Origin of the sequence: Massilia haematophila, assembly GCF_042647645.1 — a bacterium.
Classification (GTDB): Bacteria; Pseudomonadota; Gammaproteobacteria; order Burkholderiales; family Burkholderiaceae_D; genus Telluria; species Telluria haematophila.
Genome location: NZ_JBHRVV010000001.1, coordinates 2,994,657 through 3,013,858, shown reverse-complemented (window position 1 = coordinate 3,013,858; position 19,202 = coordinate 2,994,657). Strand labels below are relative to the sequence as shown.

The window sequence follows — 19,202 nt, the reverse complement described above, 5'->3', positions numbered from 1 at the left end:
ACATGCCGTGCGCGCACGGCGATAACAACGAATTCAGTAATCAACTAGGGAAGTATCAAGCATGACTATTCTTGTGACCGGCGGCGCCGGCTTCATCGGGTCGAACTTCGTCCTCGACTGGCTCGCAAACAACGACGAGACCGTCGTCAACCTGGACAAGCTGACCTATGCCGGCAACCTCGAGAACCTGGCCAGCCTGAAGGGCGACGCCCGTCACGTGTTCGTGCACGGCGACATCGGCGACGGCGCCCTGGTGGCGCGCCTGCTGGCCGAGCACAAGGTGCGTGCGGTGCTGAACTTCGCCGCCGAGAGCCACGTCGACCGTTCGATCGAAGGCCCGGGCGCCTTCATCCAGACCAACATCGTCGGCAGCTTCAACCTGCTCGAAGCGGTGCGCGCCTACTGGAGCGCGCTGTCCGACAGCGAGCGCGCCGCGTTCCGCTTCCTGCACGTGTCGACCGACGAGGTCTACGGCTCCCTGGACGCCGATGCGCCGGCCTTCACCGAGACCCACCGCTACGAGCCGAACAGCCCGTATTCGGCGAGCAAGGCCGCGTCGGACCACCTGGTGCGCGCCTACCACCACACCTACGGCCTGCCGGTACTGACCACCAACTGCTCGAACAACTACGGTCCTTACCACTTCCCGGAAAAACTGATTCCGCTGGTGATCCACAACGCGCTGGCCGGCAAGCCGCTGCCGATCTACGGCGACGGCCAGCAGATCCGCGACTGGCTCTACGTTACGGATCACTGCAGCGCGATCCGCCGCGTACTCGAAGCCGGCCGCCTGGGCGAGACCTACAACGTCGGCGGCTGGAACGAGAAGGCCAACATCGACGTCGTGCGCACCCTGTGCGCCATCCTCGACGAACTGGCGCCGCGCGCCGACGGCCAGCCCTACGCCGACCAGATGACCTTCGTGAAGGACCGTCCGGGCCACGACCGCCGCTATGCGATCGACGCGCGCAAGCTCGAGCGCGAGCTGGGCTGGCGTCCGGTCGAGACCTTCGAGACCGGCATCCGCAAGACGGTCCAGTGGTACCTGGACCACCAGGACTGGGTGGGCAACGTCACCAGCGGCGCCTACCGCGAATGGATGGAAAGGCAGTACGACGCATGAAGATCCTGTTATTGGGCAAGGATGGCCAGGTCGGCTGGGAGCTACAGCGCGCGCTGGCGCCGCTGGGCGAACTGCGCATGCTGGGCCGCGAACAGGCCGATTTCGCACAGCCCGAGTCGCTGCGCGCCTGCATGCGTGCGTTCGCGCCGGACGTGATCGTCAACGCCGCCGCCTACACCGCGGTCGACAAGGCCGAAAGCGACGCCGACACCGCGCAGCGCGTGAACGCGCTGGCCCCCGGCGTGCTGGCCGAGGAAGCCGCCGCCTGCGGCGCCTGGCTGGTGCACTACTCGACCGACTACGTGTTCGACGGCACGAAAGAGGGCGCCTACGTCGAAAGCGACGCCACCCGTCCGCTGTCGGTCTACGGCAGCACCAAGTGCGAGGGCGAGGAACGCATCCGCGCCAGCGGCGCGCGCCACCTGATCCTGCGCACCAGCTGGGTGTTCGCGGCGCGCGGCGGCAACTTCGCCAAGACCATGCTGCGCCTGGCCAAGGAGCGCGAACAGCTGAACGTGATCGCCGACCAGCATGGCGCGCCGACTTCCGCCGAGCTGATCGCCGACGCCACCGCGCTTGCGCTGCACAGCATCCGCGATGCCGGAGCGGCCGGGCCTGCGATGTCGGGCACCTACCACCTGGTCGCGGCCGGCGCCACCACCTGGCACGGCTACGCGCAATACGTGCTGGAGCAGGCGCTCGCCCACGGCGCGCCGCTGAAGGCCGGCCCGCAGCAGGTGCAGCCGATCGTCACCGAGGCTTATCCGACGCCGGCCGCGCGCCCGCGCAATTCGCGTCTCGACACGCACAAGTTCCAGACCACGTTCGGCCTCCAGCTGCCGGACTGGCGTCACCACGTCAACCGACTCATTGCCGAGCTGGCGGCGCAAGGACAATTATGATGGCAACAACAAAACGCAAGGGCATCATCCTCGCCGGCGGCAGCGGCACCCGTTTGTACCCGGCCACCCTGGCCATGTCGAAGCAACTGATGCCGGTGTTCGACAAGCCGATGATCTATTACCCGCTGAGCACCCTGATGCTGGCCGGTATCCGCGACATCCTGATCATCTCGACGCCGCAGGACACGCCGCGCTTCGAGCAGCTGCTGGGCAGCGGCGCAAGCTGGGGCCTGAACCTGTCCTACGCGGTGCAGGAGTCGCCCGAAGGCCTGCCCCAGGCCTTTACCATCGGCGAGCGCTTCCTGGACGGCAGCCCCTCGGCATTGGTGCTGGGCGATAACCTGTTCCATGGCCACGAATTCAACCAGCTGCTCGAGCGCGCCTCGGCGCGCAGGGATGGCGCCAGCGTGTTCGCCTACCACGTGCAGGACCCCGAGCGCTATGGCGTGGTCGATTTCGACGCCACCGGCCGCGCCATCAGCCTGGAAGAAAAGCCGGCCAACCCGCGCTCGCACTACGCGGTCACCGGCCTGTATTTCTACGACGAGAACGTGGTCGAGATCGCGAAAAGCCTGAAGCCTTCGGCGCGCGGCGAACTCGAGATCACCGACCTGAACCGGATCTACATGGACCTGGGCAAGCTGCACGTGGAGATCATGGGCCGCGGCTACGCCTGGCTCGACACCGGCACCCACGAGTCGCTGCTCGACGCCAGCAAGTTCATCGCCACCCTGGAACACCGCCAGGGCCTGAAGGTGGCCTGCCCGGAGGAGATCGCGTTCCGCAAGGGCTGGATCAGCCCGGAACAACTCGAAGCGCTCGCCGCACCGATGAAAAAGAACGGCTACGGCCAATACCTGTCACGCATCCTGAAAGAGACTGTTTTCTGATGAACGCCATCCGCCTTGCCATTCCCGACGTCGTCCTGTTCGAACCGCGCGTATTCGGCGACGACCGCGGCTTCTTCTTCGAAAGCTTCAACCACCGCCGCTTCGAGGAAGCGATCGGCCGCGAGGTCGACTTCGTCCAGGACAACCACTCGAAGTCCGCGCGCAACGTGCTGCGCGGCCTGCACTACCAGGTCAAGCAGGCCCAGGGCAAGCTGGTGCGCGTGGTCGACGGCAGCGTGTTCGACGTCGCCGTCGACCTGCGCAAGGGCTCGCCGACCTTCGGCCAGTGGGTCGGCGAAATCCTGAGCGCGGAAAACAAGAAGCAGCTGTGGGTGCCGGAAGGCTTCGCGCACGGCTTCGTGGTGCTGTCCGAGTCGGCCGAGTTCCTGTACAAGACCACCGATTACTATTCGCCCGAACACGAGCGCTGCATCGCCTGGGACGACCCGACGCTGGCGATCGACTGGCCGATCGCGGCCGCACCGTCGGTCTCGGCGAAGGACGCGCAGGGCGTGCGCTTCGACGTGGCCGAGGTGTACGAGACGGAAGAGGCGCTGGCCTGATGAAGGTGCAGACGCCGGCGACGAGCGGTTTCACGCGCCTGAAGAAGCGCGTGTTCCGCCACGCCAAGCCCATGATCCGCAAGCTCTGGCCCATGTACACGGTCGGCGACTGGCGGCCGGCGCACGAGCTGCAGCCGGTGCCGGGCCTGCCGGGACACTACGAGTCGGTCGGCGCCGATCCGCACTTCCGCCTCGCGCACCAGGTGCCGGCCGGCTGGTACATGTTCGAAGCGAAGCTGCGCCTGCCCAACGCGTCGGTGCATGCGCGCATCTATCCGGACACCGGCAGCGGCGAATCCGAAGACACCGCTTTCTCGCTGCGCCTGCATTCGGAGCGCCTGTGCAAGCGGCTGGTGTACCTCCCGGCCGACGCACGCCTGCGTTTCGACCCGCTCAGCGCGCCCGGCAGCTTCGGCCTCGAGCAGCTGCGCCTGGTGCGTGTCGGCGCGGCATTTGCGCGTACCCGCCTGCGCCGCAAGCTGGCGGCGCGCCATCCGCTGCACGCGGCCGGCGCCGCCGCCGCGTCGGACGAACAGCTATGGGCCGACTATTGCAAGGTGTTCGAAGCGGGCAGCGAGCTGGTCTCGTATGCCGACTGGATCGAGCGTACCGAGCAGCCGCGCCTGACGAGCGCGTCGGAACAGCGGGCCGTGGCCGCGCAATGGCAGTGGAAGCCGGTGATGTCGATCGTCGTCCCGACCTACAACACCGATCCGGTCATGCTGCGCGCCTGCCTCGACAGCGTGCTTGCGCAGGGCTACCCGCACTGGGAATTGTGCATCGCCGACGATGCCTCGACCCAGACGCAGGTCCGCGCGATCCTGGACGGCTATGCGCAGCAGGATGCACGCATCAAGGTCGCGTACCGCCCCGTCAACGGGCACATCGTCGCTGCAAGCAACAGCGCGCTGGCGCTTGCCAGCGGCGAATTCGTCGTGCTGCTCGACCATGACGACGAGCTGGCGCCGCACGCGCTGTTCGAAGTCGTGAAGGCCCTGCAGACGCGCCCGAGCGCGCAGCTGGTGTACTCGGACGAGGACAAGCTCGATCCGAAAGGTCGGCGCTGCGCCCCATATTTCAAGCCGGACTTTTCGCCGGACCTGCTGTACTCGCAGAACTACATTTCGCACCTGGGCGTTTACCGCCGCGAACTGGTGCAGGCCGTCGGCGGCTTCCGCGCCGGCTACGAAGGCAGCCAGGACTACGACCTGGTACTGCGCTGCGTGGCGCGGATCGCCGACGCGCGCGACATCGTCCATGTCCCGCAGGTGCTGTACCACTGGCGCATGGCCGAGGGCTCGACCGCCAGCGGGCAGGAACAGAAAGCCTATACGACCGAGGCCGCACGCCGCGCCCTGCAGGACCATTTCGACAGCACCGGCCAGCCGGTAGCGGTCAGCGTCATCGCGCCGGGCCTGTACCGCCAGCACTGGGCGATTCCCGCGCCGGCGCCGCTGGTCAGCCTGATCGTGCCGACGCGGGATTGCCATGACGTGCTCAAGACCTGCATCGACTCGATCGTGCAGAAGACCAGCTATGCCAACTACGAGATCCTGGTCGTCGACAACCAGAGCAGCTGCCCGCGCACGCTCGCCTACATGGCGGAGCTGGAAGCGGCGGACAGGGTGCGCGTGCTGCGCTATGACCAGCCTTTCAATTATTCGGCGATCAACAATTTCGCCGCGCGCCAGGCACGCGGCAGCATCCTCGGCCTCATCAACAACGATGTCGAGGTGATCAGTCCGGACTGGCTGAGCGAGATGGTGAGCCATGCGCTGCGCGCCGACATCGGCTGCGTGGGCGCCAAGCTGTACTATCCGAACGACACCATCCAGCACGCCGGCGTGGTCTGCGGCATCGGCGGGGTTGCAGGTCATTCGCACAAGTACCGGCCGCGCGAAGACGACGGGTATTTCTCGCGCCTGCGTATCGTGCACAACACGAGCGCGGTGACGGCCGCGGCGCTGCTGCTGCGCCGCGAGGTGTTCGAGCAGGTCGGCGGCCTGGACGAAACCGGGCTGCGCGTGGCGTTCAACGACGTCGACCTGTGCCTGAAAGTGATGCAGGCCGGCTATCGCAACCTGTTCACACCGTTCGCCGAGCTGTACCACCACGAGTCGGTCAGCCGCGGCAGCGACGAGACGCCGGAAAAGCGCGAGCGCTTCAAGCGCGAGTGCGCCGTCATGCAGGCGCGCTGGCCGGAAGTGCTGGCGCGCGACCCGTACTACAACCCCAACCTGACGCTCCAGCGCGAAGACTATTCGCTGGACCTGGCGACGGAGGCTTGAGATGACGCAGTTCGCATCGATTCGCAAGCTTCCGACGCCGGAGCTGCATGCCTGGGCGCTGGATTTTCCGGCGGCCGGCGCCGCCGCGCGCATCGGTGATCGTGGCTTGTATCTGCAGGGCTGGGCGCTGGGCAAGGGCGAGGCAGCATGCGCCGAACTGGTGGTCCGCATCGGCAGCGGGGAGGAGGCCCGGGACAAGGTGCTTGCATTCAGCAACCCGCGCCCGGACGTGATCCGCCGCGTGCTCGGCGCCGTGCCCGACGAGCACCCACGCCTGCGCTGCGGCTTCATCGCGCACCTGGATCCGGTGCCGGAGCAGTTCACGCTTGGCGTCAACCTGGAGGGGCAAACGGTCTGGCTGTGCGACGTGACGCTGGAAGGCACGCCGGTGCCGCGGACCGTGTCGCCCGCCACTCATCAGGTCATCCAGGGTAGTGACGGCTGGCTTTACCTGGACAACGACACGAACCACAGCGTGGACCAGTACACTGGCCGCCTGACGCTCGAACCGGAAGACCTGGCGCGCTGGTTGGACTACCTCGACGCCTGCGCCTCCATCGCCGCGGATACTCATGCGCGCCATGCCGTGATGATCGCGGCATCGAAGGAGCAAGTGCTCCCCGAGCACTATCCACATGCGAAAGGCGCGTATACCGTGCACGAGCAGGTGCTGGGCCTGAGCCGTCCGCAACACCAGGTGATCGACACCGCGGCCCTGCTGCGTGCCCGTCCGGACCGGGCGCAATGCTTCATCAAGACCGATACGCACTGGACCGATCGCGGCGCAATGCAGGCGGCGTTGGCGCTGGTCGAGCAGCTGGACCTCGACACGGAGGCGGCGCGCCGATGCTGGGCTGGCGACGTTTATCACACGATGCCCTTTGCCGGAGACCTCGGCAGCAAGCTGCAGCCTGCCCTGGTGGCGCCGACTGAATTCCTGCAGGCGGCACCGGCCACCCAGGATGCGGTGTTCGACAACCACCTGCCGAATATCGGCCGGGTACTGGTGTTCGGGTGCAAGCACGCCCCCTGGCAGGCGACGCTGCTGCTGTTCGGCGCATCGTCTTCCTATCCGATGCTGAAGTACCTCAAGCGCGTCTTCCGCCGCATCGTCTTCGTGCACAGCGCGGGCAATATCGACACCGCGGTCGTTGCGCACGAACGTCCCGATTACCTGGTCATGCAGACTACGGCGCGCTTCATGATCACGCCGCCGGGCGTCGGCTTCGTGCTGCGTCATGCCGTGGCCGAGAAGCTGCGCGCCGCCGATGCGCAGGCGCGCGCGCGTGCACAGGCCTGCGCCGCTGTTGCGGCACATGATCCGAAGAACCTGCCTTACTGCGAGATGTTGGATATCCATGAACACTGAACTGAGAAAAAAGCAGATGTCTTACCTGAAGCACGGAAAGCGTCTCCTGTGCGCCGCGCTGTTGGGTGCATTGGCGGCCTGTGGTGGCGGTGGCGATACGCCAGCCTCTACCCCTGTCGTGGCGGTCCCTGCGCCTGTAGTACAGGTCGGGCCGGGGGCCTGGGTCGTGATGGGGTCGTCGACCGCGGCCGGTTCCGGCGCGCCGGCGGGCAAGGGCTGGGTCGCGCTGCTGGGCGCAGCCCATGCCGGTAATGGCGCGCAGGTGGCGAATATCGCCAAGGGCGGCACCGTGAGCTACGAAGGCCTTGGTGTGAACGCGCCGCGCCCTGCTGGACGGCCTGCGTCGGACCCGTCCATCAACATCGACCAGGCGCTGTCGCGCAAGCCGGTGCTGCTGATCGTGTCCTACCCGACCAACGACACCTCGCGCGGCTACAGCAGCGACGAGATCGTTGGCAACCTGTTGGCGATTCGCGCCCAGGCGCTGGCGGCAGGCGTGCCGGTGGTGATCACCTCGACCCAGCCGAGGAACCTGAGCGATGCCCAGCTAGCGCAGATGCGCACGATCGACGAGCGCCTGGCGGCGGCGCTTGGTGGATGTTTTGTCCCGGTGCGGCAATTGCTGGCCAGTGCTGACGGTCGCCTCGCTCCCGAGTATGACTCGGGCGACGGCGTTCATCCAAACGAACGAGGCCATTCGATCATTCAGAGCCAGGTAAGCAGCCTGCTGTTCAGCGGCTCGTGTGTCAGGCTCGTTCACCAATAAGCATCAAGCGCCGGCAAGCGTATGAATAGCATAGCCGCCGGCCCCATCAAGAAGAAAATATCGAGGACAAACCCTGTCCGCTAACGAAGGATACAAATGAAACTATATCGCGCGGCTTCGAAACAGAATTCGCAAGCCAAGCAGGAATCGCTTGCCCAAGTACCGCATGTGCAAAAGATGCCGGTTACTATCCAAGGGCAGAACGCAAAGCATACTCAACAGGTGAAAGTCGACCTGGCCTGTGTGATTGGATCGAAAATCGTGCTTGCAGGATGGTCCACGGCGGACGTCGAGCTCCAAGTGCAATCCGGCGAAGCGGTCCTCGCTGTCGAGTGGTTTAGCGCCAAGCGGCCGGATGTGGCCGCGCACTTGTCGATCTCCAATGAGGAGACCGGTTTTGTCCTGATCGCACAAGCGAATGGTGACGAGCCAGTTACGCTGTCGTGGATGTGTCCCCAACGCCGCCAAAGACAGTCGTTCGTGCTGTCGCTTTCGGCGCATCCTGGTCCGGCAAGCGCTGAGCGACAGCTGCTTCAGACAGCGTTCGCTTCGCTGATTCACAATGTTCCAGCATTCACCGAAGAGTGGCGCGAGATCGTCGCCATGCTGCCCGAGTCGGCAAGCCAGACCAGCGACGCGAAAGCCTACTTCGAGCAGGCTTGCTCCTGCACGCAGACGGGCGAAGGCGTGATCATCGGTTGGCTGCTGCAGAAAGACCCGGCAGCTCTTGTCTGGGTCGAAGACGAGAGCGGCAATATTTCCCCAATGCACGGCCTCTACCGCAGCTATCGCCAGGATGTTGCCAACGCGTTCGGTGTGGAGTACGGCCCTTCCGACTACGCCGGGCTTGTTGCGCATGTCAGCGGTCTAAAGCCGGAAAACACTTGGAAACTCAAGATGCTGGGGAGTGACGGTGTTCACCAACTAGCCGAGATCAGGGCGGGAACGCTGTCCTCGGATCCGGTTGCCGCGGCACGCCATCTGTTCTCGCTCAATGTGGCGCTGGCTGACTTCCATAACCGGATTGCCGAAATCGATGAGCCGATCCTCGAAAAACTCATCCGGTTGCAGCGTGCGGCGCAAGACTTATTGCCAGTCAAAGTGCGCCAGCTCGGGCAGCCGCCTGAAGCGCCCCTGATCAGCGTGATCATTCCGTTGTACGGCCGGACCGACTTCGTTGAGCATCAGCTTATGGAGTTCTGCGAGGACGAATGGCTCAAGGTGAACGCCGAGATCATCTACGTGCTGGACGACCCGGCCTTGCTGCAGGGTTTTCCGACAGAGATCGAAGCACTGTACCGCGTATATCAGTTGCCGGTACGCTGGGTGTGGGGAAACGCGAACCGCGGTTTCTCGGGGGCGAACAATCTCGGCGTTACCTGCGCGAAGGGGGAATACCTCGCTTTCCTGAACAGCGACGCATTCCCTCAGAAGCCGGGCTGGCTCGAGGACCTTATCGATGTACTCCGTACACGACCGAATATCGGTGCCGTCGGTCCACGTTTGGTGACGGCGGAAGGGTCGATCCAGCACGCGGGCATGGCTTTCCTGAGGCGCGAAGACCTCGGCATCTGGACCAACCACCATCCATGTATGGGGCTCGATCCGAGCCTCGACCCGTCCAGGGAACTGACCATCGTTCCGGCAGTGACCGGCGCCTGTCTGGTCATGCGGCAGAGCGATTTCGAGAAAGTGGACAAATGGGACACGGGCTATCTGATCGGCGACTTCGAGGATTCCGACCTGTGCCTGAAACTGCGTGATGCGGGCTTCGATATCGCGTACTGCCCGTCCGTCCAGTTGACCCACCTCGAACGGCAGTCGTTCAAGCTGCTCGGTAACGACGACATGCGCACACGCGTCGTAATCTATAACGCGGTTCGTCACCAGAACAAATGGCAGACGCTGCTTGCGGGCGGCAACGTGGTCATCAAGAATTAACGGAAGATTTTATGGAAAACCAACAACAGCGTATTCTGGTCATGGCGCACGCCCATCCGGACTTCAGCCTGGGCGGCGGCGAGATCGCCGCATATAACCTGTTCAAAGCATACCGTTCGGATCCCAACGTCGAAGAAGCATGGTTCCTCGGCCGCGCCGACCGAAATCGCGGCCATACCGGCGCAATCAGCGTCCGCCGCCAGAACGAATACCTGTGGGAACAGGCCGTTCACGACTGGCACAACATGACGGCGGCGCACCAGGAATCGCTTACGACTTGGTTTGCGGACCTCATCCGCGCACTTAAGCCAACGATCGTGCATACCCATCACTATGCGCATCTAGGACTGGAATACATCCGTGTGATCAAGCAGGTCGATCCATCGATCAAGATCTACATGACTTTGCACGAGTTTATGGCCATCTGCAGCAATAACGGACAGATGATCAAGACCGGCAGTTTCAAGCTCTGCAACCGTGAATCGCTTGATGACTGCCAGCGCTGCTTCCCACAGAAGACGATCGAGGACTTCTGGCTGCGAAAGCATCGCTTCCAGAAGTACTTTGCACTAGTCGATGGTTTCGTCTCTCCATCCGAGTTCTTGCGCAAGCGCTACATTCAGTGGGGGATCGAGCCGGGCAAGATCGTAGTGATCGAGAACGGGCAGGCGCCGGAAGAGCCGCTGCCGCCACGTCTGCTGCAGGGCCGTGAGACTCGGAACCGCTTCGGTTTCTTCGGTCAGATTAATCCGTTCAAGGGACTAGACGTCGTTCTAAAGGCACTGAACGCAATGACACCGGTCGAGCGCCGCAAGCTCACGGTAGAAGTGCATGGCGCGAACCTGGAGTACCAGACTGCAGAGTTCCGAGAAAGTGTAGAGACGCTACGTGACCCCTTGATCAAACAGGGAGTATTGCAGTGGGTTGGCCCGTATCAGCCGCATGAACTGCGTTCGCGTATGGCCAATGTCGATTGGGTCGTTATTCCCTCTATCTGGTGGGAAAACTCCCCCATGGTCATTCAGGAGGCATTCGTCGCAGGCAGGCCAGTCATCTGCTCGGATATCGGCGGTATGGCCGAAAAGGTTCTACATGACGTAAATGGCCTACATGTCCCTGCTGGTAGCACTGCTGGATGGCAAAACATCTTGCATCGTGCTGCGCGTGAACCTGAACTGTGGGATAGGCTGCACACAGGTATTCGTGCTCCTTTAACGTATGCGGAATGCGCGCGCGCACATTTTGAATATTTTGGAAAGCTGAAGTGACTGTCTCATTCGCACCCGGTTCTGGGGTAAATATTGCGCATACGCTGCCGCAACTTCATAGAGACTCTTGGGTAGAGGCTCCTGTTGTTATTCAAGCGGTACTTGCTCCACACAATTTAGTTCAAGTCGGTGCTTTTACTGGAATTTATGGGGGCAAACTAGGACACTGCAAGGTTGGTCGCTACTGTTCAATTGCGCCTGGAGTTGACATAGCATCCGATCAGCATCCTGCGGATTGGTTATCAACCTCAATGGTGCAATATGTGCCGAATGTCCATGGGTGGGGTACTTGGCTAAACGAAAATAAATATGTTGCTGAGCTGCCAAAAAATCGATTCAATTCTAATAGCTGTGTGGAGATCGGTAACGATGTTTGGATCGGACAAGGTGTTTTTATAAAATCTGGAGTCAAGATCGGTAATGGCGCTATTGTTGCAGCACACAGTGTAGTGGTAGCTGATGTCCCTGACTATGCCATCGTGGCCGGGGTTCCTGCTGTAGTCAAAAGGTATCGCTTCAATAATTCGGTTATCGCTAGGATGAGCGAGGTGAAATGGTGGGACTACAATGTCCAGGCAGTCGCTTCGAAACTTGATTTCTCAAACGTCGAAGCAGCCTTGTCGATCTTAGTGGCCGAGATTGAGGAGGGGCGGTTAATTAAATATGAAGGTCCACGTTTTAAATTGGTGAAGGATAACTAAATGAAGCCGTTTCTTCTCGGTTTTGCGCCCTCCGTCGAGGATAGCGGCATGCTTGACACGATCCGGGCCTATCAGTTGGTAGGCGATAATACCGGAAATTTGGCATTTTGTTATGCCATTAGCCGACTGTTGGGAGGTGGTCTTAAATCCAAGCTCTGGCATATGCCGTCAGCCGAAATAAGTCGAACAGGAGATGTTGGGGTTTTAACGTTGGCTAATCAGCTTGGTCCACATGCTGATCTCGGTTTTCTTGTGAATAATTTCAGGAAATTAGAGTGTCGGCTTGTAGGTATTGGTTTGGGTGCGCAAGCGGGTAATCTACAACAGGAGGTCGATATCCCGGCAGGGACATTGGACTGGATTAGGGAAATTCAGGAGCGTTCGCCTACTGCCGCACCTAATATTGCAATGCGCGGAGAGTTCAGTCGGCGTTCGTTGGAGCGGTATGGTCTCGCTGATAAAACGGTTGCTCTTGGTTGCCCAACTTTGTTCATCAGTCCAGAAGTAAAGCTGGGTAAGACGATTGCTGAGCGCTTTACGGGGAATCCGCAAAATATTGCGGTAACGGCGGGACACCAACGTTGGGGCCACCTTGCTCGCTTGGAGGCGTCTCTTGTACAGCTGATGGGCGCAAATAAGGGGGCGTATATTTGCCAAAGCCCTTTGGAAATGGTTCAGATAGGCCGTGGAGAAGCTAAATGGATAACGCAGGAGCAACGGGACCTTTGCCGTAATTACGCTTGCCCGCAGTTATCGGACGAAGAGTTTACGAAGTGGACTGAACAGCATGCCTTTAGCTTCTTTTCTGCGGCAGCGTGGCTTGAGTTTGTGCGCAGGTTTGATTTCGTAATTGGAACCCGAATTCATGGTGTGATGCTTGCTCTGCAAGCAGGCATACCAGGACTATGTATTGCACACGACTCTAGGACTAAAGAGCTATGCGAGACAATGAAAGTACCGCACGTTGCCGCATCTGAGGTGATCGGGGGAATTCGACGTGACGAGCTTCCTCGATTGTTTCGTTTTGATCCAGATGAGTTTGACGCTAATCGCGCTCGGTTGGCTGGGGAATACTATAAGTTCTTTCAGAATAATCGGCTTGTGCCTGCTCCATATTTTTCGCAAATCGCTTCTAGCTACGTTAGCTGAAGCCGCATAAGTGCTAATGGTTGGCAAGTATATTTTAGAATGGATGAGGGGGGGGCTGCGCCAAACAGCGCGGCCGTCGAGCAGAAATTTCGAAGCCCTATCGGAAGCGATAATCTTCAGTAAAGGCGAGAGTGCATCTATTAACTACTTGCTTCGCCCTTATCTCGAAGCAAAAGGACTGCGGGCAGATATTGTCGATCCAGAGTCGGTGGCGCCTTGTCAACTTGCTGCTGCTGGGTGTCGCGTTCTAATTATCTCTCGGTACCTAACGAAAGCGTGGATTCCAGAACTGTTTAGTTTTAAATCAGTCGGTGGGCGCATCATTTATTTTATGGATGACGACCTGATGGATCGGAGTGTCCTGATTGACCTGCCGGCAGCGTATGCTCGAAAAATAAAAAGACTCGCCTCCGACCATTTTGAGCTTCTAACGAAATTGTGCAGTGAGTTCTGGGTGGGATCGCCTTATTTAGCGGAAAAATATTGGCAATGGTCGCCTACGGTGCTTGACCCAAGGCCGAGTCATGCCGAAATGCGTAAAATAGAAGCGACGACGGTTTGCTATCATGGAACTGCTTCACATCAGGGAGAGCTAAAGTGGCTGGCACCAATACTCGGAGAGGTGTTGACCCAAAACGCAAAGATCGCATTGGAGCTATTCGGCGATAACGCAGTAAATAAGCTCTACCGTGATTTTCCTAGGGTGTCAGTATTGCACCCTATGAATTGGGCTAATTATCTTGAATACACTCGCGTCATATATCGAGACATTGGTCTTGCACCTCTTCTTTCTGAGGAATTCAATAAAGGAAGAGGTCCTACTAAGTTTTTTGATTATGTACGGATGGGGGCAGTAGGACTATATACGAATGTTGCGCCTTATCGAGGATTCGTTCGACACGGTATTGATGGGCTTCTCCTGCCGAATGAACCTGGTGCTTGGAAAGAAGCAATTTCCATGTTGGCTGAGGATAAGACACTTCGCTTAAAGATGGCTGCAGCGGCGAAAGAACGCGCAACGCAAATGGCGTGGGGCAATAAATATTAGAGCATTAATTATTTATGATCTAGTACGATTAGAATATTAAGTGTTTGTGATCTAGTACGTCCAGTTGCAAAGAACCTAAAAATGAAAAAAATCACTAAAGCTGTTTTCCCGGTCGCAGGCCTCGGCTCGCGCTTTTTACCGGCCACCAAGGCCAGTCCAAAGGAAATGCTCCCGATCGTGGACAAACCACTGATCCAGTACGCCGTCGAAGAAGCCGTCGCCGCCGGCATCACCGAAATGATCTTCGTCACCGGCCGCAACAAGCGCAGCATCGAGGACCATTTCGACAAGGCCTACGAACTGGAAAGCGAGTTGGAGCGCAACAGCAAGCACAAATTGCTGGAGCTGGCGAAGGACATCCTGCCGTCGCATGTGTCCTGCCTCTACATTCGCCAGGCGCAGGCGCTAGGCCTCGGACATGCGGTCCTGTGCGCCGAACCGGCTGTCGGCGATGCGCCGTTCGCGGTGATCCTGGCCGACGACCTGATCGACAGCGAGCCCGGTGCGATGGCGCAGATGGTCCGTACCTACGAGCAGACTGGAAGTGCGGTATTGGGCGTCGAGACCGTGGACTGGGAGCAGACCGGTTCCTACGGCATCGTCGAGGCGGCACAGCGTGACGACGACAAGACCCGGATTTCCAGTATCGTCGAGAAGCCGCACCCGAGCGTCGCCCCGTCGAACCTGGCCGTGGTCGGCCGCTACATCCTGACGCCGGCGATTTTCGAGAAGCTGCGTGCCGTGCGCGCCGGCGCCGGCGGCGAAATCCAGCTTACCGATGGCATCGCCGCGCTGCTCAAGGATGAGCCAGTGCTGGCACAGACCCTGGCCGGCACGCGCTATGACTGCGGTTCGAAGCTGGGCTACCTGAAAGCCACGCTGGCCTATGGCATGAAGCATCCCGATGTCGGTGCGGACTTCAGCAAACACCTCGCATCGCTGCAGGCCTGATGTGATCGGTATTTTCTCGGGCGGGATCTGGCGCCTGCCGCATCTGGCCGCGTTTATGGGCAAGGAAGTCCGCAGGCTGCGCCTGACCGCAATTGCCGATCCACGGGGCCTCGACGCAGTGGCCGGCTGGGGCCGCCGCGACACCGCGCAACAGGCCCGCGCCTACGCCGCCCGCCACAAGCTACCCTTCCTCGCCCTCGAAGACGGCTTCCTGCGCTCGGTCGGCCTGGGCGTGGCCGGCGCCGCGCCGCTGTCGCTGGTCGTGGACGATCTCGGCATCTATTACGACGCCACCGAACCGTCGCGCCTGGAGGCGCTGATCGCCGGGCTGGCGCCCGACGAGGAAAAGCAGGCGCAGGCGCGCCGTGCGCTGGGGCTGATCCGCCGCCACAAGCTGTCGAAGTATAACCACGCGCCCGAGCGTGCGCTGCCGCCGCTGGCCGCGCCCCATGCCGCGCGCGTGCTGGTCATCGACCAGACCGTGGGCGACGTGTCGGTGCGCCTGGGAGGGGCAGACCACGCGCGCTTCGGCGCGATGCTGGAGGCGGCGCTGGGCGAGAATCCACAGGCCGAGATCTGGGTCAAGACCCATCCCGACGTCCTGAGCGGCAAGAAGAGCGGCTACCTGCCGGCGGCCGCCTTGTCCCCGCATGCCGACGCGCGCCTGCAGGTGCTGGCCGACGACGTCTCGCCGCTCGGCCTGCTCGCGCAGGTCGACAAGGTCTACGTGGTCACTTCGCAGATGGGTTTCGAGGCGCTGATGCTGGAAAAGCCCGTGGTGTGCTTCGGCCAGCCCTGGTATGCGGGCTGGGGCCTGACCGACGACCGCCATCCCGGCATGGAAGCGCTGCGGGCGCGCCGTCCGGTGCGGCGCACGCTCGAGCAGCTGTTCGAGGCGGCCTACCTGCACTACGCGCGCTACATCGATCCGGCGACCGGTGCGCCCGGCAGCATCTTCGACGTCATCGACTGGCTGGCGCGCAACAAGGCCGCCAACGATGTCGCGCGCGGCACGCTGTATTGCGTCGGCATGAGCCTGTGGAAGCGCGCGATCGTGCGCCCCTTCCTGTCCGGGCCGTCGTCGCGCCTGCGCTTCGTGCGCTCGGCGCAGGCGCTGGCGCGCCAGTCCTTGGCGCCCGACGCGCGCATCGTCATGTGGGGCATCCGGGAAGAGGCGCGCCTGGGTGCGCTCGCGCGCGAGCGCGGCCTGCCGCTGTGGCGCATGGAAGACGGCTTCCTGCGTTCGGTCGGTCTCGGCTCGGACCTGTTCCGCCCGGTGTCGCTGGTGCTCGACACCTCGGGCATGTACTACGATCCGGCTTCCGGCAGCGCGCTCGAACACTTGCTCGCCACCCAGGAGCTCGACGCCGACGACCTGGCGCGCGCCGCGCGCTTTCGCCAGGCTTACGTGTCGATGAAACTCAGCAAGTACAACCTGGCCCGCTCGGCGTTGCAAGTGGAGGCGCGCGGCCGCCGCGTGTTGCTGGTGCCGGGCCAGGTCGAGGACGATGCCTCGATCATGCGCGGCTCGCCCGCGGTGCGCACCAACCTCGACCTGCTGCGGACCGTGCGCGCGGCCAACCCCGACGCCTGCATCCTCTACAAGGCGCATCCGGACGTGGTCGCGGGCAACCGCCGCGGCGCCGTGCCGGCCGAGGAACTGGCGGTGCTTGCCGACGGCTGCGTCAACGAGGCCAACATCATCGACTGCATCCTCGCCGCCGACGAAGTCCACACCATGACGTCGCTGTCCGGCTTCGAGGCCTTGCTGCACGGGCGTGCCGTGCACTGCTATGGCGGCCCGTTCTACGCGGGCTGGGGGCTGACGAACGACCACTTCGCGCTGCCGGCGCGGCAGCGCCGGGTCGGCCTGGATGGTCTCGTGCATGCCGTGATGCTGGCCTATCCGCGCTATGTGCTGCCCGGTGCGCCGGGGTTCGCCTCGGCCGAGCAGGTCATGCACCACCTGGCCCGCCAGGCGAACGGCGCCGATGCGGCGCTCGACACCGGCTGGCTTGCCCGCAAGCTGCGCAAGGGGAGGGCATTGCTGGAATTGTTACGCGGAGAGTTGCGCTCACACAACGCTTAGGCGTTGAAATAGAGCATTTATTTCCGCAATGTTACAAAGCTTGAGTTTTCGGGCGGTAGGATTTCCTATAATCAAGCCGCCGTTCCCGTCCAGCCTTCCCTCATGAATGCACGCCTCGATCCCAGGCAGCTCGCCCGTTACCAGATGGGCGACTATTCCGTCCCTGGTTACTACAATCTGCTGCAATGCCGCCGCATCCTGATGCTGCAGGGCCCGATGGGCACGTTCTTCAACCGGGTCGCGGCCTGGCTGGGGGAGCAGGGCGTGGCCGTCAAGAAGATGAACTTCAATGGCGGCGACTGGTTCTTCCACCGTAAGCTCGATTCGGTCGATTACCGTGGCGCGCTCGCCGATTTTCCCGGCTACCTGCGCCTGTTCCTCGAGGTGCACCGGATCGACGGCATCCTGTGCTTCGGCGACTGCCGCCATTATCACAAGGCGGCGAAGACGGTGGCCGACGAGATGGGCCTGTCCTTCTTCGTCTTCGAAGAGGGTTACGTGCGGCCGGACTATGTGACGCTCGAATGCGGCGGCGTCAACGTCCATTCGTTGGTGCCGCGCAGCCCGGCCTTCTACCTGTCGCTGCCGGACGTGCCGGTCCCGAAACCCGCGCCGGCGCACCCGAGCTTCGGCCGCGCGGCCTGGTCGTCGATGTTTTATTACGCGGCCGGGCGGCTGCTGAAGTCGCGCTATCCGCTGTACCGCCACCACAAGAAGTTTTCGATCCGCTACGAGGCGCGCGCCTGGTGCCGTTCCTGGGCGCGCAAGCACCTGAACCGCTGGCGCGACAAATCCGTGTTCGAGAAGCTGTTGAGCGAACACGACGGCCAGTATTTCGCGGTGGCGCTGCAGGTGTACAACGACAGCCAGGTGACCACCCACAGCCCGTACGCCGACGTGCGCGATTTCATCCGCGAGGTGGTCGCGTCGTTCGCGGCCCATGCCGACGCGCGTCACCACCTGGTGTTCAAGCATCACCCGATGGACCGCGGCCAGCGCGACTACCGGCGCCTGATCGGCGAACTGTGCGAGCGCCACGGCGTGCACGGCCGCGTGCATTACGTCCACGACGTGCACCTGCCGACGCTGCTGCGCCATTCGCGCGGCGTGGTCACGATCAACAGCACGGTCGGCTTGTCCAGCCTGTACCACTACAAGCCGCTGAAGTTGATGGGGCGCGCCCTGTACGACATGGACGGCTTGACCTTCCAGGGTGAGCTGGCGCAATTCTGGACGGCGGTGACGCGCTTCGACCGCGGGCTCTGGCGCCGTTTCCGTGCCTACCTGATCACCCAGACCCAGCTCAATGGCGCCTTCTACGGCCGCGATTTTTACACGCTGCTGGCCGAGGGTGCGCCGGGAAGCGCGCATCCGGCGCCCTTGCAGCTGGCCGCGGCTGTCGCCGACGATGAAGCCGACGAGCTGCAGCTGAACGGCGCCTGAGCCTCGGCGCCTTAGAGCGACATCTTCAGCATCAGCAACACGATATTGCCTTTGCCCTTGCGCATCGACAGGTGGGGCACGTAGGTGGCCGTCAACTGGGCCTTGTGGGTGCCGAACGAGGCGACCGGCAGGAGTGCGGGGAAGGGACGGCCCTCGAACCAGTCGTGGCGCCGGATCAGGAGCGCGGTCAGCCCGGCGCTCACTTCGTATTTCGACACCACCGGAAACACCCACTGGTACACATAGCCCGCCATCCACTGCGGCCGCTCGTTCGAGTCGCGAATGCGGATGACGTAGACCCCTTCGTCGTTGCCGCGCTCGTTGCGGATGCTGCGCCCGATGCCGCCGCCCAGGGTGTTCTCGTTCATCTTGTTCAGCTGCTTCTCGGTGTAGGTATCGCGGTCATGCCAGGCGTAGCCGGACAGGTAGACGTCCCAGCGCGCCCTGCTGGGCGATTCGCTGTCGATGATCATTGCGGAGCGGAACGGATTCTCGGGCACGGCCAGTTCCCCGCCCGCCTGCGCCGCACCGGCGAAGAGTCCGGCAGCGCACAGAAAAGATGTGACGCAGAAAAATTTCACATTTGAAACGATACCCATAGAGCCCCCGATGACAGTGGACGTGCATGAACCGATTCCACGGCAAACCTGCCGCGTAGTTGCAAGACATCCCTGCCAGCTATTATTTCCCTTTGGAATCAAGGGGTTTGAG

Annotated in this window: 15 protein-coding genes and 1 pseudogene; 15 read left to right on the top strand and 1 reads right to left on the bottom strand. The window is 62.0% G+C overall.

Going from position 1 to position 19,202, the window contains the following annotated elements; all coding sequences use genetic code 11:
• The first annotated feature begins 61 nt into the window (after window positions 1-61).
• From rfbB to ACFOPH_RS13345, 15 genes and pseudogenes are all read left to right on the top strand, one after another.
• Entirely contained in the window at window positions 62-1,123 is a 1,062-nt protein-coding gene (rfbB, locus tag ACFOPH_RS13415) for a dTDP-glucose 4,6-dehydratase (RefSeq protein WP_379735757.1), read from the top strand.
• The gene (gene rfbD / locus ACFOPH_RS13410) at window positions 1,120-2,025 is read left to right on the top strand and encodes a dTDP-4-dehydrorhamnose reductase (protein ID WP_379735755.1); all 906 of its coding nucleotides are present in this window, start codon (window positions 1,120-1,122) and stop codon (window positions 2,023-2,025) included. The genes rfbB and rfbD overlap by 4 nt, the downstream gene beginning before the upstream one ends.
• Complete coding sequence (gene rfbA, locus ACFOPH_RS13405) at window positions 2,022-2,915, top strand: glucose-1-phosphate thymidylyltransferase RfbA (protein WP_379735753.1); 894 nt, start codon at window positions 2,022-2,024, stop codon at window positions 2,913-2,915. The genes rfbD and rfbA overlap by 4 nt, the downstream gene beginning before the upstream one ends.
• Window positions 2,915-3,478, top strand: coding sequence for a dTDP-4-dehydrorhamnose 3,5-epimerase (rfbC, locus tag ACFOPH_RS13400; protein WP_379735751.1), 564 nt, complete (start codon window positions 2,915-2,917; stop codon window positions 3,476-3,478). Before rfbA ends, rfbC begins: the two co-directional genes overlap by 1 nt.
• Complete coding sequence (locus ACFOPH_RS13395; RefSeq protein WP_379735750.1) at window positions 3,478-5,766, top strand: glycosyltransferase family 2 protein; 2,289 nt, start codon at window positions 3,478-3,480, stop codon at window positions 5,764-5,766. The genes rfbC and ACFOPH_RS13395 overlap by 1 nt, the downstream gene beginning before the upstream one ends.
• Window position 5,767: 1 nt before the next feature.
• A complete protein-coding gene (locus ACFOPH_RS13390; protein ID WP_379735748.1) occupies window positions 5,768-7,135 on the top strand; it encodes an alginate O-acetyltransferase AlgX-related protein in 1,368 nt (455 codons plus the stop codon).
• Entirely contained in the window at window positions 7,125-7,901 is a 777-nt protein-coding gene (locus ACFOPH_RS13385) for an SGNH/GDSL hydrolase family protein (RefSeq protein WP_379735746.1), read from the top strand. The genes ACFOPH_RS13390 and ACFOPH_RS13385 overlap by 11 nt, the downstream gene beginning before the upstream one ends.
• A gap of 96 nt (window positions 7,902-7,997) precedes the next feature.
• Complete coding sequence (locus ACFOPH_RS13380; protein ID WP_379735744.1) at window positions 7,998-9,842, top strand: glycosyltransferase family 2 protein; 1,845 nt, start codon at window positions 7,998-8,000, stop codon at window positions 9,840-9,842.
• A gap of 11 nt (window positions 9,843-9,853) precedes the next feature.
• Window positions 9,854-11,110 (top strand): glycosyltransferase family 4 protein, encoded by a 1,257-nt coding sequence (locus tag ACFOPH_RS13375; protein ID WP_379735742.1) that lies wholly within the window; start codon window positions 9,854-9,856, stop codon window positions 11,108-11,110.
• Between the two features lie 359 nt (window positions 11,111-11,469).
• A pseudogene (locus ACFOPH_RS13370) lies at window positions 11,470-11,575 on the top strand (CatB-related O-acetyltransferase); the annotation flags it as partial.
• 236 nt (window positions 11,576-11,811) lie between these two features.
• The gene (locus ACFOPH_RS13365) at window positions 11,812-12,960 is read left to right on the top strand and encodes a polysaccharide pyruvyl transferase family protein (RefSeq protein ID WP_379735740.1); all 1,149 of its coding nucleotides are present in this window, start codon (window positions 11,812-11,814) and stop codon (window positions 12,958-12,960) included.
• A gap of 16 nt (window positions 12,961-12,976) precedes the next feature.
• Window positions 12,977-14,008: a hypothetical protein gene (locus ACFOPH_RS13360; protein ID WP_379735738.1), complete on the top strand. Its 1,032-nt coding sequence runs from the start codon at window positions 12,977-12,979 to the stop codon at window positions 14,006-14,008.
• A gap of 81 nt (window positions 14,009-14,089) precedes the next feature.
• A complete protein-coding gene (gene galU / locus ACFOPH_RS13355) occupies window positions 14,090-14,959 on the top strand; it encodes a UTP--glucose-1-phosphate uridylyltransferase GalU (protein ID WP_379735736.1) in 870 nt (289 codons plus the stop codon).
• A 1-nt stretch (window position 14,960) separates the two neighbouring features.
• Window positions 14,961-17,048 carry a capsular polysaccharide biosynthesis protein gene (locus tag ACFOPH_RS13350; protein WP_379735734.1) on the top strand — a complete coding sequence of 696 codons (2,088 nt, stop codon included), beginning with the start codon at window positions 14,961-14,963 and terminating at the stop codon, window positions 17,046-17,048.
• A 102-nt stretch (window positions 17,049-17,150) separates the two neighbouring features.
• The gene (locus ACFOPH_RS13345; protein ID WP_379735732.1) at window positions 17,151-18,491 is read left to right on the top strand and encodes a capsule biosynthesis protein; all 1,341 of its coding nucleotides are present in this window, start codon (window positions 17,151-17,153) and stop codon (window positions 18,489-18,491) included.
• Between the two features lie 11 nt (window positions 18,492-18,502).
• Here ACFOPH_RS13345 and ACFOPH_RS13340 read toward each other — a convergent pair whose 3' ends face one another.
• Entirely contained in the window at window positions 18,503-18,991 is a 489-nt protein-coding gene (locus ACFOPH_RS13340; protein WP_379735730.1) for a hypothetical protein, read from the bottom strand.
• Window positions 18,992-19,202 lie beyond the last annotated feature (211 nt).

Excerpts from the sequence above, each read along its gene's own strand:
- rfbB (WP_379735757.1), top strand. The coding sequence starts at position 62 with ATGACTATTCTTGTGACCGGCGGCGCCGGCTTCATCGGGTCGAACTTC.
- ACFOPH_RS13375 (WP_379735742.1), top strand. The coding sequence starts at position 9,854 with ATGGAAAACCAACAACAGCGTATTCTGGTCATGGCGCACGCCCATCCG.
- ACFOPH_RS13380 (WP_379735744.1), top strand. The coding sequence starts at position 7,998 with ATGAAACTATATCGCGCGGCTTCGAAACAGAATTCGCAAGCCAAGCAG.
- ACFOPH_RS13345 (WP_379735732.1), top strand. The coding sequence starts at position 17,151 with ATGAATGCACGCCTCGATCCCAGGCAGCTCGCCCGTTACCAGATGGGC.
- rfbC (WP_379735751.1), top strand. The coding sequence starts at position 2,915 with ATGAACGCCATCCGCCTTGCCATTCCCGACGTCGTCCTGTTCGAACCG.
- ACFOPH_RS13360 (WP_379735738.1), top strand. The coding sequence starts at position 12,977 with ATGGTTGGCAAGTATATTTTAGAATGGATGAGGGGGGGGCTGCGCCAA.
- rfbA (WP_379735753.1), top strand. The coding sequence starts at position 2,022 with ATGATGGCAACAACAAAACGCAAGGGCATCATCCTCGCCGGCGGCAGC.
- galU (WP_379735736.1), top strand. The coding sequence starts at position 14,090 with ATGAAAAAAATCACTAAAGCTGTTTTCCCGGTCGCAGGCCTCGGCTCG.
- ACFOPH_RS13390 (WP_379735748.1), top strand. The coding sequence starts at position 5,768 with ATGACGCAGTTCGCATCGATTCGCAAGCTTCCGACGCCGGAGCTGCAT.
- ACFOPH_RS13365 (WP_379735740.1), top strand. The coding sequence starts at position 11,812 with ATGAAGCCGTTTCTTCTCGGTTTTGCGCCCTCCGTCGAGGATAGCGGC.
- ACFOPH_RS13395 (WP_379735750.1), top strand. The coding sequence starts at position 3,478 with ATGAAGGTGCAGACGCCGGCGACGAGCGGTTTCACGCGCCTGAAGAAG.
- rfbD (WP_379735755.1), top strand. The coding sequence starts at position 1,120 with ATGAAGATCCTGTTATTGGGCAAGGATGGCCAGGTCGGCTGGGAGCTA.
- ACFOPH_RS13385 (WP_379735746.1), top strand. The coding sequence starts at position 7,125 with ATGAACACTGAACTGAGAAAAAAGCAGATGTCTTACCTGAAGCACGGA.